Origin of the sequence: Kordiimonas lacus, from assembly GCF_001550055.1 — a bacterium.
Taxonomy (GTDB): Bacteria; Pseudomonadota; Alphaproteobacteria; order Sphingomonadales; family Kordiimonadaceae; genus Kordiimonas; species Kordiimonas lacus.
This window is the reverse complement of the sequence record NZ_LRUA01000004.1, coordinates 103,144-116,227: the sequence shown is the minus strand read 5'-3', so window position 1 is coordinate 116,227 and position 13,084 is coordinate 103,144. Positions and strand designations below refer to the sequence as shown.

The 13,084-nt window shown below is 57.3% G+C and carries 13 protein-coding genes; 7 read left to right on the top strand and 6 right to left on the bottom strand.

The window, feature by feature from the left end; all coding sequences use genetic code 11:
- Window positions 1-38: 38 nt before the first annotated feature.
- Window positions 39-977 (top strand): MBL fold metallo-hydrolase, encoded by a 939-nt coding sequence (locus tag KORLAC_RS07160; protein ID WP_068304919.1) that lies wholly within the window; start codon window positions 39-41, stop codon window positions 975-977.
- Here the strand turns inward: KORLAC_RS07160 and KORLAC_RS07155 are convergent.
- From KORLAC_RS07155 to KORLAC_RS07145, 3 genes are read right to left on the bottom strand one after another with little or no spacing between them, the layout of a single operon-like run.
- Window positions 974-2,083, bottom strand: a complete 1,110-nt coding sequence (locus KORLAC_RS07155; protein WP_068304918.1) for an aromatic ring-hydroxylating oxygenase subunit alpha — start codon at window positions 2,081-2,083, stop codon at window positions 974-976. The two genes, KORLAC_RS07160 and KORLAC_RS07155, sit on opposite strands and share 4 nt — an antisense overlap.
- 1 nt (window position 2,084) lies before the next feature.
- Entirely contained in the window at window positions 2,085-2,963 is an 879-nt protein-coding gene (locus KORLAC_RS07150) for a dimethylarginine dimethylaminohydrolase family protein (RefSeq protein ID WP_068304916.1), read from the bottom strand.
- Window positions 2,960-4,276 carry an APC family permease gene (locus KORLAC_RS07145; protein WP_068304911.1) on the bottom strand — a complete coding sequence of 439 codons (1,317 nt, stop codon included), beginning with the start codon at window positions 4,274-4,276 and terminating at the stop codon, window positions 2,960-2,962. Before KORLAC_RS07145 ends, KORLAC_RS07150 begins: the two co-directional genes overlap by 4 nt.
- A 495-nt stretch (window positions 4,277-4,771) precedes the next feature.
- Between KORLAC_RS07145 and KORLAC_RS07140 the strand changes: the two genes are divergently transcribed.
- From KORLAC_RS07140 to KORLAC_RS07125, 4 genes are all read left to right on the top strand, one after another.
- A complete protein-coding gene (locus KORLAC_RS07140; RefSeq protein ID WP_068304910.1) occupies window positions 4,772-5,692 on the top strand; it encodes an MBL fold metallo-hydrolase in 921 nt (306 codons plus the stop codon).
- A gap of 68 nt (window positions 5,693-5,760) precedes the next feature.
- Entirely contained in the window at window positions 5,761-6,753 is a 993-nt protein-coding gene (gene nadA / locus KORLAC_RS07135; protein WP_068305262.1) for a quinolinate synthase NadA, read from the top strand.
- A gap of 25 nt (window positions 6,754-6,778) precedes the next feature.
- Window positions 6,779-7,618, top strand: a complete 840-nt coding sequence (gene nadC, locus KORLAC_RS07130; RefSeq protein ID WP_068304908.1) for a carboxylating nicotinate-nucleotide diphosphorylase — start codon at window positions 6,779-6,781, stop codon at window positions 7,616-7,618.
- A 59-nt stretch (window positions 7,619-7,677) separates the two neighbouring features.
- On the top strand, window positions 7,678-9,561 hold the full coding sequence (locus KORLAC_RS07125) for a response regulator (protein WP_082714561.1): 1,884 nt from the start codon (window positions 7,678-7,680) through the stop codon (window positions 9,559-9,561).
- Here KORLAC_RS07125 and KORLAC_RS07120 read toward each other — a convergent pair.
- From KORLAC_RS07120 to rpmF, 3 genes are all read right to left on the bottom strand, one after another.
- Complete coding sequence (locus KORLAC_RS07120) at window positions 9,558-9,962, bottom strand: DUF6869 domain-containing protein (protein ID WP_068304903.1); 405 nt, start codon at window positions 9,960-9,962, stop codon at window positions 9,558-9,560. The two genes, KORLAC_RS07125 and KORLAC_RS07120, sit on opposite strands and share 4 nt — an antisense overlap.
- Before the next feature lie 110 nt (window positions 9,963-10,072).
- Entirely contained in the window at window positions 10,073-10,861 is a 789-nt protein-coding gene (locus tag KORLAC_RS07115) for a M48 family metallopeptidase (RefSeq protein ID WP_068304899.1), read from the bottom strand.
- Window positions 10,862-10,996: 135 nt separating this feature from the next.
- Entirely contained in the window at window positions 10,997-11,182 is a 186-nt protein-coding gene (rpmF, locus tag KORLAC_RS07110; protein WP_068152552.1) for a 50S ribosomal protein L32, read from the bottom strand.
- A 253-nt stretch (window positions 11,183-11,435) separates the two neighbouring features.
- Here rpmF and KORLAC_RS07105 point away from each other — a divergent pair, with 253 nt between their 5' ends.
- Both KORLAC_RS07105 and KORLAC_RS07100 read left to right on the top strand, forming a co-directional pair.
- Window positions 11,436-12,131: a hypothetical protein gene (locus KORLAC_RS07105; protein WP_068304897.1), complete on the top strand. Its 696-nt coding sequence runs from the start codon at window positions 11,436-11,438 to the stop codon at window positions 12,129-12,131.
- A gap of 15 nt (window positions 12,132-12,146) precedes the next feature.
- Window positions 12,147-13,082 carry a 2-hydroxyacid dehydrogenase gene (locus tag KORLAC_RS07100; RefSeq protein WP_068304895.1) on the top strand — a complete coding sequence of 312 codons (936 nt, stop codon included), beginning with the start codon at window positions 12,147-12,149 and terminating at the stop codon, window positions 13,080-13,082.
- Window positions 13,083-13,084 lie beyond the last annotated feature (2 nt).

Genomic DNA, 13,084 nt, shown 5'->3' with positions numbered 1-13,084 from the left:
CTGATGATCTGATCCTTTCATCTCTTGGGGAGGAACAGATGATCAGATTAGCCATCGCTGCGCTACTTGCGGCCACGACCAACATGGCGGCTGTGGCCGCAGACCTTGGACCGACGGCTCTACACAGATACGTATCCAACCATATCAGCTGGAACACCAACAGCTATTGGATTGAAGGCGACGACAGCGTCGCACTTATCGACGCCCAACTGCTGCCGTCGGACGCGAGGCGCCTTGCGGACCAGATCAAGGCCAGCGGTAAACCGCTTGCAGGCGTTATCATCACCCACCCGCATTCAGACCATTTCGGCGGCCTGCCGGTTCTGAAAGATGCCTTCGGTGACTTTCCGATTTACGCCACTCAGGGCACGGCTGACGGCTTTGCACCCACGCTCCAGCAGATGCTGGCGTCATACAAGATGCCGAATGCCTTCGGCGAAGCCTTGGACGAACGACTTGTGATGCCAACCGACATCATCAAGGATGGTGAGACAATCACTATTGCCGGGATCGATTTCCAAATCCACGACCTGGGCGCCGGTGAAGCCGCCAACAATATCATCGCCTACCAGAAGGACCTGAATGTGGTGTTTGCGGGCGACACTTTCTATCCTTTCACCCATTATTATGTTGGCGAAGGCCATATCGATGGGGCCCTGAAACATCTTGAATTCCTGAAAGCCAGCTACGATCAGGATACCTATGTTCTGCCGGGCCACAATGATGCGAGCCGGGTCAGAAGCGCAGACAAGCAGATTGCTTATATCAATGGTTTCATCGATGCCGTGAAGGCGGCACGGGCCGCGGAAGGTGCGCTCGACGCCAATGGCCGTCTGACCCGTGCGGCCAGAGGCACCATGGTTAGCGAACTGATGCAAGACTATGCGGCCTATGACGATTTCAGCTTCGGCAGCCGCACAATCCTGACTTGGAACAGCTTTGGGGTTGAAGCCTGGCTGATGGCCCAGAAGGACTAGATTTTCGCCCCAAACTCCTCGGGCAAAGCCTCGCGGATGCGGCGCACGCTATCCAGCAAGCACACTTCGGTTTTCGCGAGAGGCCCCTTGCTGAAGCTTGAGGACGCCATACCGTCCTGCACCCGGTTGATGATCACTGTATCTTCGGCATTCACTTCCCGGTTGATGCGCCAGTTCAGGTACCGCGCGGCCTGCGTCTCGCGCCTCTCATCCGGCAGCACATAGGCCACCTCGCGGATTAGCGTTTCTGTGGCCGAGACCGGAATGAATTGCATGAAATCGATCTGGTCGGGGTACACGTCGAAGGCCACATTGGGCCACAGCCGATAATAGCACCAGTGGCGCTGCAGGTGCTCTGGCAGGTGATCCACTTTGGGCAGCAGCGATTTATAGTGCCGTGTCGACCAACTGTCCTTGCGGGTCTCCATCACATCGCCCCACATCTTGTGGATATCGCCCTGCACTTCCATGCCGTAAGTGTTGCCCACAAGACCCGAAAGGCCGGGGTGCGCGACGGGGATATGCAGTGCATCGGCGTAATTATCCGCAATCTGCTTCCAGTTCACCGCACGGGGCCTGAGTGTCAATCGCCCAAGCGGCTGCATCTCCTCGACCCTGTAGCGGCTCAGCTCGTCCAGGTATGGCGCAAACTGGTCTTCGATGCTGGGCCCACCAGGCACAAGGCGTGCCCAGATAAACCCGAGAAACTCACAGCTTTCCGCCTCCGGCAGGAAATGGTCTGCGCGGTTAAAACTTTCGAAATCCCGCTCATACGGCACGTTCACCAGCGTGCCTTCAAAGTCCCACGTCCAGGCATGGTAAGGGCAGCGGATGCGCCCGGGACATGATCCATCATTGCCTTCCAGGAGGCGCGAGCCCCGATGTCGGCAAACATTATGGAACACGCGGGCCTTGCCGTCCTTGCCGCGCACGGCCACAAGGCGTTCATTGAGGATATCCAGCGTGACATAGTCACCCGCATTCGGCACGTCATTCTGGTGGCACACCAGCTGCCACGCCGGGCGGACCACCGCCTCCATCTCGCGCGCGAAATAGGCTTCGTCATAATAGGCCCAGGACGGCAGGCTTTCAAACGCCGCCGTCATGTCAGGTGCCCCGCACCAGCGGGCGCGTCAGGCAGGTTGGCCCGCCTTCGCCCTTGCGGCTGATTTCGTCACCTGTGTAGGTATCCACCTCGCAACCCGCGGCCTCCAGCCGCGCCTTGGTCTCAGGCAGACGGTCCAGCATCAGGATGTTGCGGGGGCCAAGTGCCAGCACATTGCAGCCCATGGGAATGAATTCTTCCTCAGGCACTTCGACAAAGCCAATGCCGCGCGCCTCCAGCCAGTTGACAAAACTATCCGGCATCAGCGGGCGGTAGATCAGTGCCAGGTCGCGGTCGAGCGGGCTGATCATGGACATCAGGTGAAACACGTCTTCGGGATGGCTCGGGGGCGGTAGCGGCACTGTATGCACTTCTACATCCGGCCCCAGAAGGTCCTGGAGCTGCTTGATGCCTTCCGCGTTGGTGCGCGGGCCCTCACCCACCGCCAACGCGTGATCATCCAGCCAGATGATATCGCCACCTTCAATGGTGCCCGGCGCCTCAATGGTTCCAAGTACCGGATAACCGGCAGCTTCAAAGGCGCTCGCATTCACCGCTGGTTCGCCCCGGCGCCCCTTGCGGCCCATGTGGCATAAAATGAGACCTTTTGGGCTCACGAGCAGCGCGTCGCGGGCATAGATGGAATCTAGGGTCAGCGCGTCATCGCCGCCAAGCATGATCACTTCGGCGCCAGAGGCGCGCAGCTTGTCAGTGAACATCTTGTGTTCATCGATCGCAGGCCCAAGCTTGGGCGCGGAATAGAAGCGCAGGCGCTCCCATTCATCCGCAACCTTTTCGTCACTGACATAGGCATGCTCGGGCGGCCTTACTGCCACAACCTTGAGCGCCCCATATTCGTTCAAACCGGATAGTGTCTTCATTCTGCCCCTTCTCGTCTTTGTCTTGTAACCCAAACATAAATCGGCAGGCCCGCGAGCAGAAGCAGGAAGGCCCAATAAACACTGTCGCGCCCCGATCCGGCGATGATCCATACCGCATAGCCAAACCCGATGGCCGCCACAATGGTGTCCCGCAGATGCACGCCGCGTGACGCATGCGGATCACGGACTGCATACAGCCAAGCCGACGCAGCAGACATGGCCACAGGCAGGATCGCCGTCACGGTGGACAGCAAAATCAGAAATTCAAAAGCCACCACCAGGCCGTTGACGAAATTCAGCGCAAGCGCCACCGAAGACAGGATACCTCCGATAATGAACGACCAAGCCGGCGTGCCGAACTTGGTTTTCATGCCAAAAAGGCTCGGGAACAGGCCGTCAAGAGCCGCAGCCATGGGCATCTGCCCCGCGGCGAACAGGTTGGCGTTCACGCCGCTGCTGGTCGCGACCAATGCAATGATCGCAATGACCGTGGCACCCGCTGGCCCCACAAGCGCAGAGGCAGCATCCGCAAGCGGTGCCGTAGAATTCATCAGCTCATCAGCCGGCAACAGGCCGAAAGCGGCAACAGTGACAGCAAAATACAGGACCGTAACCGCAAGCACACCCATCATGGTGGCGCGCGGGATGGTGCGGGCCGGGTCCTGCACTTCGCCGGCCGGCACCGTCGCAACCTCAAAGCCAATGAAGGCCCACATCGCCAGCGCACTGGCGGCGATAGTCGCATCAAGCCCATCCGCAGGTTCCTTCATGGCGGCGAAGTTTGTGCTTTCGACACTCACCAGCCCTACAAGGGCGAGAAACAGAAGCGGCAGGAATTTGGCCAGCGTTGTAATGAGCTGAAGCGCGCTTGAGCCGCGCACGCTGCGACAATTGACAAACACCAGCACCCAGATCAACGACAGGCCGGCGACAAGCGACAGGGTGGGCGATGTTTTAAGTACCGGAAAAAATTCCGACAGGTACCCGACAAAAGCCACGGTGACAGCCGCAACAGCAATCCAAAGCGAAATCCAGTAGCCCCACGCCATCTGAAAGCCGACGAAATCACCAAACCCCGCCCGACTGTAGGCATAAGGCCCGCCGGTTGCGGTTATCCGTTTGGCCATATAGCAAAGCGAATAGGCAAGCGCGATCGTGCCCAGCCCCGTCACCAGCCAACCTGCAAGCGCGTATGCCCCGAAAGGTGCCAGGACAGTTGGCAGCATGAAAACGCCCGAGCCCACCATCATACCGACAGAAAGCCCCCAAGTGCGCCAGAACCCCATCACACGACGGGTTTGGTAGTCCCCCATAAAATCTTCCTCCCTGATCCCCGAAAAAAGCCTAAAGGAAAGAAGCGTTTGCACCTAGTGCTTTTCTACGTCGTCTGACTGAGGAGCATCAAAGCCTGCCCCCGCACGATTCTGGTTCAAATTGGCACATACCGACATGTCTCAAATTGAAACAGCATTGTCCCAAGGCGGTACAAAACGATCTATCCTGCAGCCCGTGTTCGGCCAAGCCCTTGAAATCCCTGGTACTCATTTCTGGCACATAGATTGCGAATATGGAGGCGAACCTGGTGCTCCGGCTGCCACCAGATACCGGGTTCCTGAGTTTCGGGTCTTCGCAGCTGCCAATTTGTTGAAGACCCAGCCATTGGAGTCGGCCGCGCCTCTTGCCCCACCTCAATCCGCTTTGGTGCGGTCGGCTCCGAACCACTCTCCCCCATTTAATCTGACTTCCGTCATTTTGCTTTTCAGCGATAGCGACACAGGTTACCCATTGGGACACCCTTTGGAGAGCTTATGAGCGCTGAATTCATCCATGACCTGCACGCCCCTTACGGTGAAGCCGAACCCGTTTCGCCATTGATCACCCGTGTCCTGTGCGAAAACCCCAGTCCTTTCACATATACAGGCACTGGCACTTATGTTGTGGGCACGGGCCCAAATGTGGCCGTTATCGACCCCGGCCCAATGATGGAAGCGCACGGCAAAGCCATCCTTGAGTCCACCAAAGGCAAAACCATCAGCCATATATTGGTGACCCACAGCCATATCGACCATTCGCCCCTGAGCGCGTGGCTCAGTGAAAGAACGGGTGCCCCTATATATGCTTTTGGCCCCCACGGGGCGGGCCGGAAAGGCGGCCTGGAAGGCGAAGAGGTGGAAGCGGGTGCGGATCATGCATTCCAGCCCCATCATCAGCTGAAAGACGGCGACCGGGTGACGGGCGACGGTTGGACCCTGCGCGCCATCCACACCCCTGGCCACACAGCCAACCACCTGTGCTTTATGCTGGAAGAGGAACAGGCCCTGTTCTGCGGTGACCATATCATGGGCTGGGCCACTACGGTGATTTCCCCGCCTGACGGCGATATGCGCGCCTACCTTAAAAGCCTGAGGCGCACGATCGATGAAAAGCCCGCACGCCTGCTGCCGACCCACGGCCCGGCAGTTGAGGACCCTGAACCTTTCGTCCGCGGCATCATCACCCACCGCCGCATGCGCGAAGGCCAGATTTTGAAGCATCTTGAAGATGGCCCGCTCAGTATCGATATAATGGTCAGCCGCATGTATAAGGATGTGAACAAGGCGTTGCATCCTGCGGCCGCGAGGTCTGTGCTGGGGCACCTGATCGCCCTTGTCGACGAGGGCCGCGTTGAGGCAGATGGGCCAGCGACGCTCGTAAGCGAATATCGCCTTCCCCCAAAGCCTTGCCAATAGGGCTTTTGGCGGCTATCTATGCCGCACCAATGTGTTTTTAGTGATGCGTGCAGGAGACTGACATGAATATGCAAACAAGCACCGCTGTTGATCCGACCCTCGACCTCGTGGCCGAGATCCAGCGTCTGCGCAAGGAAAAGAATGCGGTTATCCTCGCACACTATTACCAAGCCGGTGAAATTCAGGACATCGCAGATTTCGTGGGCGACAGCCTCGATCTTTCGCGCAAGGCCGCGGAAACTGACGCCGAGATGATCGTCTTCTGCGGTGTGCGTTTCATGGCTGAAGTGGCCAAGATCCTGAGCCCACAGAAAAAGGTGGTTTTGCCGGATATGGCGGCAGGCTGCAGCCTGGAAGACAGCTGCCCGCCAGACGAATTCGAGAAGTTCGTCAAGGCGCACCCGGATCATATGGTCCTGAGCTACATCAACTGCTCAGCCGCTGTGAAAGCCCATACCGATATCATCGTGACCAGTTCGAACGCTGAGCATATCGTCAGCTCGATCCCCCAGGACCAGAAAATTATCTTTGCGCCGGACCGCCACCTGGGCGGTTTCCTGTCGCGCAAGCTGGGCCGTGACATGCTTTTGTGGCAAGGCACCTGCATTGTGCACGAAATGTTCAGCGAAAAAGAGCTGATCAAGCTGAAGGCCAAGCACCCGGACGCGCCCGTGGCCGCGCACCCTGAGTGCCCGGACAATATCGTGCAGCATGCGGATCACGTGGGCTCCACCAGCTCTATCCTCAAGTTCGCGACCGAGCATCCAGCCGACACGATCATCGTGGCGACCGAACCCGGCATCATCCACCAGATGGAAAAGGCCGCGCCGAACAAGACATTTATCGGTGCACCGGGGGCCGACGGCAACTGCAGCTGCAACACCTGCCCGTTCATGGCGCTCAACACCATGGAAAAGCTGTATCTTTGCCTGCGTGACGAAGGCCCTGAGATCGAATTGGATGAACACACCCGGGTTGAGGCCGAAAAGCCACTGCGCAAGATGCTGGACCTCAGCGCAGCCATCAACACCGGCAAAGACCTGTCCGCCATCGGCGCATAAGCCACTACGCCAGGGAGTAAGGCACATGACCGATTTTCCACTTTCACAGGCGGAAATCGATGCCTTCATCGATGTCGCCTTCGCGGAAGACATCGCCACGGGCGATGTAACATGCGAGACGGTAATCCCGGCGGACGCGCGCCTGACCGCCACCATGAATGCCCGTGAGGTTATGGTGCTGGCTGGCTTGCCGCTCACCGCGCCCATCTTCCGGCGCCTTGACCCAGAATGCACCATCGAATTCTTCGCCCAGGACGGCGACAAAATTGATCCCGGCACTGTTATCATGAAGGTGGAAGGCAAGGCGCGCGCGATGCTGTCGGCCGAGCGCACGGCACTGAATATCGTTCAGCACCTGTCAGGCATCGCCACACTGACGCGTCAATATGTCGACCAGATCAAAGGAACGGGCGCCACCCTTCTGGACACCCGAAAAACCATTCCTGGCCTCAGGAAACTTGGTAAATATGCTACCGCCATGGGCGGGGCGAAAAACCACCGTATGGGCCTGTTTGACGCCGTGATGATCAAAGACAATCACATTGCAGTTGCGGGTTCGGTTGAGAAAGCGGTCGCGGGCGCAAAAGCCGCAGGCCGGAATGACATCCAGGTTGAGTGCGACACCCTTGAGCAAGTGCGCGAAGCGGTATCGGCAGGCGCCAACAGCCTGCTGCTGGATAACATGCCGCCAGCCATGCTGCGGCAGGCGCGTGCCATCGTGGATGGTGCCATTCCGTGCGAAGCCTCAGGCGGCGTCAACCTGCACACTATCCGCTCAATCGCGGAAACCGGTGTGGATTATATCTCTGTCGGGCGCCTGACCCAAAGCGCGCCCGCCGTCGATATCGGTCTCGATTTCGCATAGCGTTAAGCCGCGGGTAAGGTTTTCCCTTTAGCGTGTGTCTACACGCTTTGGGGGGCGATATGCGCGCGAGATACATGCTAAAAGCCCGGACACGACACACTGAAACACCACTGGATTCCAGCCGACAGCTGACGCGACGTTATGTTGTGGCACTACTGCTTGTCGCAACTGCGGCTACCACTGGCTTCCTGACCCTCTATTTTTCTATCAAGCGGGAAGAAACTGCGGCCACCGTCATTAATGTAGCCGGCCGGCAACGGATGCTGTCCCAAAGAATTGCGCTGTTCATCAATCAACTGCAAGCACAGCCAAACGATGCCACCTTGCAGCAAAAGACCAGCAAAACAATCGATTTGTTCGAGACCTCTCACCGGGGTCTTATTTTGGGGGACGCGGATCTCGACTTGCCAAGCCTCACGCACGTACCTACACGAGACATCTACTTTGGCGACATTGCACTGGACGAACGCACCCGAACCTTTATCAGCCTGGCCCGGACAGCTTTGTCCCAAGCAATTGCTTCCGGCATCATCGACGCTGATGTGCTCGAGGATATCAATACGGATGCCGCTGGTCCGCTTTTGAATGCACTGGATAGTGCAGTCGCCAGTTTCGCGAGAGAAAGCCGCAGCGCCATCCAGAACCTCGAAACCATTGAAGCCACTGTTTTTATATTTACGCTGCTACTGCTGTTGGCCGAGGCCTTTGTTATCTTTCGGCCCGCCGTGAAACGGGTCCAGTTGGCTATGTACCGTGTGCTTAAGGCAGAAGAAGCCTCACATAAATCCGCACGCGACCGACAGCTGGTGCTTGATGCGGTTAGCCACGAACTGCGAACCCCTCTAGGCGAAATCATGCATGCCGTCGCGTCCATCCCACCTGAAAAGGTCGGCCCGGAAGTCATGGAGCAGCTAAGCAGAATCAATCGCGGCTGTGATGATATTGCTAATTCTGTTACCGCGGTCCTGAACTATGTATCGCTTGAAACCAGCATGAATGCCCCGCGCCCTGAACCCATCAACTTATACGTATTTCTGGATGGCCTGGTTGAGCGGCTGGCGCCACAGGCTCGAGCGAAAAATCTGGTGCTTTATCACCAAAGCGACGATGCAGCCGCACCCAACGATTGGTTTATCAAGGTCGATAAAGGCATCCTGTCGGCCATTGTGACCAAACTCCTGCATAACGCTATTCAATATACCACCGAGGGACGTGTGATTGTCAGATCGCAACTGACAGAGAAAGATGCCGACTGGCTCAGCTTGAAGATCGATGTTGCCGATACAGGCCAAGGCATTCCCCAAGGCGAGCTCGATACCATCTTTGACGCGTTTGAGGCCGCGGCCAGAACCGGCCAGACGGCGCGCGGTCTGGGACTGGGCCTTTCGTATGCGAGAGCGGCAACCAAACAGCTGGGTGGAACACTTACCGCTGTCAGCACACGGGGTCTGGGCAGCACCTTCTCCGTAACGATTCCCGTTGAAAAAGCCAAAAAGCCTGACACGACCCCAGTAAACCTTGATGAAACTGCTCAAGATAAATCGGCAGGGCTGAAATGCTTGGTGGCTGAAGACAATCCAGTGAATCAGATAATCCTGAGCAGGCTACTTGAGCGCGAAGGTCACCACGTGGTGAGCGTCGATAACGGCAAGTCAGCTGTTTCCGAAGCAGCACGTATGCGGTTTGATGTGATCCTTCTGGATATCAACATGCCGGAGATGCGGGGCGATGAGGCATGCCGGGCGATCCTTGAGCAAGCTGGCGACCACACACCACCGCGAATGGTAGCCGTAACGGCTAACACATTGCCCGAACAGATAGCAGGCTATCATGCAGCCGGGTTTCAGGCAGTCGTCGGCAAACCGATCGACAATGAAAAACTGTATGATGCCTTGGTGGGCCTGCGCCCGGTTGGGCAAGAAGTAACCAACATAGACCTTTAGAGCGCCTGCACCCTGCCGTGCGATGCCCGGATCTCTGGCAAGGCGCCGTCGAGTGTACCCCAGGCCTGTTCGCTGACCGCATTGCGCCAAACGCATGAGAGGGCCACACAGAAATTGGCATTTTCGCGCGCCGCCTCAATCAACCTGCCAAGCATTTCGCCACCATGGAAATTGATCAGGTCTTCAAGGGGCCCTGTGCCCAGAAAAGCCAGCGCCTTCATATTGTCTGCTTCAACCAGATTTACCGCTTCCCAGATCACCTTGAAACCGAGCGCGGCATCGTCACGGCATAGTCGCCACAAGGTTTCCACCGCCCGGAACTGCGCCTGTTGGGCATCTGCACCACGGGTGAAATAGCCCATGTAGTCCTGAGCCAGCTGGTGGATGTCTTCTTCCGTCATAATGCCCTGCCTGTTGGGCGCCACTACGCGCGTTCTGCACTCCCTGTCCCAAAATGTGACAAAAGATTACCAAACAGACAAGTCAACGAATTGTTTTTATTAAACTTTTATCATTTTTGATAGTGTGAAAGATACTCTGGCATGCGTTCTTCGAGGCGGGCGATACGCTTGTCGTCCGATGGGTGCGTGGACAGGAAGGTTGGCTGTTGGCCACCGCCTTCCTTCAGGGTTTTCATGCGCTGCCACAAGCGAACAGAAGCACGTGGGTCATAGCCCGCCTTTGCCATATAGATTGCGCCAATGTGATCCGCCTCCAGCTCCATCTTGCGGCTGTGGGGCAACTGGACGAAGCCAGCCGTGGCTAGTGACGCCAGCCCAACAGCCATCTGGGCGGTTTCCTGGTCCTCGGTAGAGGCTCCCACAGCAACACCTGCCCCCACAATCAACAGATTCTGCATCTGTGCCCGGCTCATTTGCTCCGCACCATGACGCAGTACTGCGTGAGCGATCTCATGCCCGATCACGGCTGCGAGTTCTTCGTCTGACGTGAAGCTGTCCACCATTTTCCTGTAGATGGCGATCTTGCCCCCGGGCAGCGCCCAGGCATTCAAAACCGGCTCGTCAATCACAACGAATTCCCAGTCAAGGTCAGGCTTATCGGAGATGGCAGCGATACGGTTGCCAATCCGCTGCACTCGTGCGGCCAACAGGCCACTGGTTTGGACCGAGGCCGACTTCTTGACCTCCTTCATCGCCTCAAGCCCCAGGGCTGCGTCCTGGCTGGGTGGAATGATGATAAATTGGGACCTGCCGGTGACCTGGTTGGTGGTCATACAGGCTGCAACGGTCAAAGCCGCGAGGCCGACAAGTGCGCTCTTCATGATTGGTTTCAGCATCATATCCCCCCGTCCTTGATTCTACTTTGCCATCATACAGAGACACTTGGGCAGGGAAAAGGCATATCAAAAGGCAAAGAAAAACCGGCCGCTCAGATACTGAGGGGCCGGTTATTTTCTTCAGGAGGAAGCTAAGGCTTAGAAGTCGCCTTTAGGCTCCAGAATCTGCTTACCACGGTACATACCCGTTTTCAGGTCGATGTGGTGACGCAGCTTGTACTCGCCAGTGTGCGAGTCTTCCTGGTAGTTAACCGCCTTCAGGGCATCATGCGAACGACGCATACCACGGCGAGACGGGGTAACTTTTCTCTTTGGAACTGCCATTTTTCTAACCTTTTCACTCGCCGGGGCCATCAACTGGCGCTGCCGGGCTGTTCGTTCGGGCCCACGAAATCCGTGAACACCTTGATTCGAGGCGCGCAACATAAGGTGAGCGCCTACAAAATGCAAGGAAAACACGCAACTTTTCGAAAGCGGCCTTGCTTGGGCGCACAAATAGTTGATTCCCCAAAGCTTTTCAAGCGGACTTTTCAATATTATGACCTAGATGAGGATAAGGGAATGAAGGGGACTAATCATGCGCGCACTTCTGGCAGCGATTATTGTGGCTTCAGGGCTGGCCCAGCCAGTGGCGGCTGAAGACTATCTGGTCACACAATACCGCGCAGCGCCGGGCAACTTCGCTGCGCTCCTGGACCTGTTCGCCAAGACCGACCTGACATTCTATAACGGCAGCCAGCCAATCCTGATGCGTCACAGTCAGGGCAATCATTGGGACCTGATGGTGCTGACCAAGTTGAACCCTGCTTGCGAGAAGCAGGTACCCTGCCAAACCATGCAGGAAAGCCTGCACCATGCGGCCGCAGCGCTGGTGGACTTCGAACACCGCTTCACTGCGCGTTCAGGCACCAACTGGGAAATGATCCTGGAGCAGAACAAGGGCGCTGGCCTTTACCACATCGAAATGTTCAACGCTGCCGCAGGCAAGCATGAGGCCTTGCTGCGCCAACGCCAAATCGAAAATGACTATCTTGCCAAAACGGGGCAAGTGACCAATGTCATCTTCACGGTGACCATGGGGTCAGATGTTGACGCCTTCACCATCGGCTTTCATGAAAGCCTGAAGACATTCGCTGAACCCCCAAACCTGCCTCCGGAGGCGTTTGAAAAAGCCGCCATTGACGCAGGGTTCAAGAACCGGGCGGATATCAGCTTCCACCTGAGGGAGCTGATTGTGGGCCACCACGACACGCTGGCGACCAAAGCGAACTAGGAGCACGCAAGACCAATGACACGCATTTTGTTTTATCTGGACGACTACCCTCACGATATCTGGCGCCAGTGCATCCATGCCATTGATCCCACGGTCGAATTTATGGGCAACCCGGATTGGGGCAGCCCCGATGATGGCGATGCCTATGCTTTCGTGTGGGAGCCCGAACCCGGCCTGATCGCCCGCTACCCCAACATCAAAGCTGTCTTTTCCCTGGGGGCTGGGGTTGACCATCTGACGCGGGACCCCGACCTACCGAAGGGCATGCCCATCATCCGCATGGGCGATGAAGGCCTCAAGGAAGGCATGGCCGAATATGTGCTGATGAATGTGCTGATGCATCACCGGCAAACGCCGCAGCTGTTGGCGGCCCAGCGGCAGCGTCACTGGAAGCGGGTCTTTTCGCTTGCGGCAAAAGACGTGCGCGTGGGCATCCTGGGCTACGGTGCACTTGGCCAACGGGCGGCCCAAGCCCTTAAGCCGCTCGGCTATAATATCGCCGCCTGGTCCCGCAGCCCGAAAGACGATGAGCTGGTCACCCACTTCACTGGCATGGACCAGCTCAATGACTTTCTGGCAAGGACGGATATCCTTGTAGGCCTGCTGCCGTCAACCAAGGAAACCGAGGGCCTCCTGGACTTTGACCGCCTGTCACGCCTGCCTGAAGGCGCAAGCGTCATCAACGCGGGGCGCGGTAGCCTGATCGTGCTGGATGACCTGATGGCGCTGCTGGACAGTGGCTATATTTCAGGTGCGTCGCTGGATGTATTCCCTGAAGAGCCCTTGCCGGCCGATCACCCCTTGTGGGGCTATGACACTGTCCTCATCACGCCTCACAGCGCAGCCATCACCCGCCCCGATACGGCAGCGGATTATGTGCTCAGGAACATCAAACGGATAGAGAATGGGGAAGAGCCGGAGAATTTGCTGGATACAAATCTCGGTTACTGACT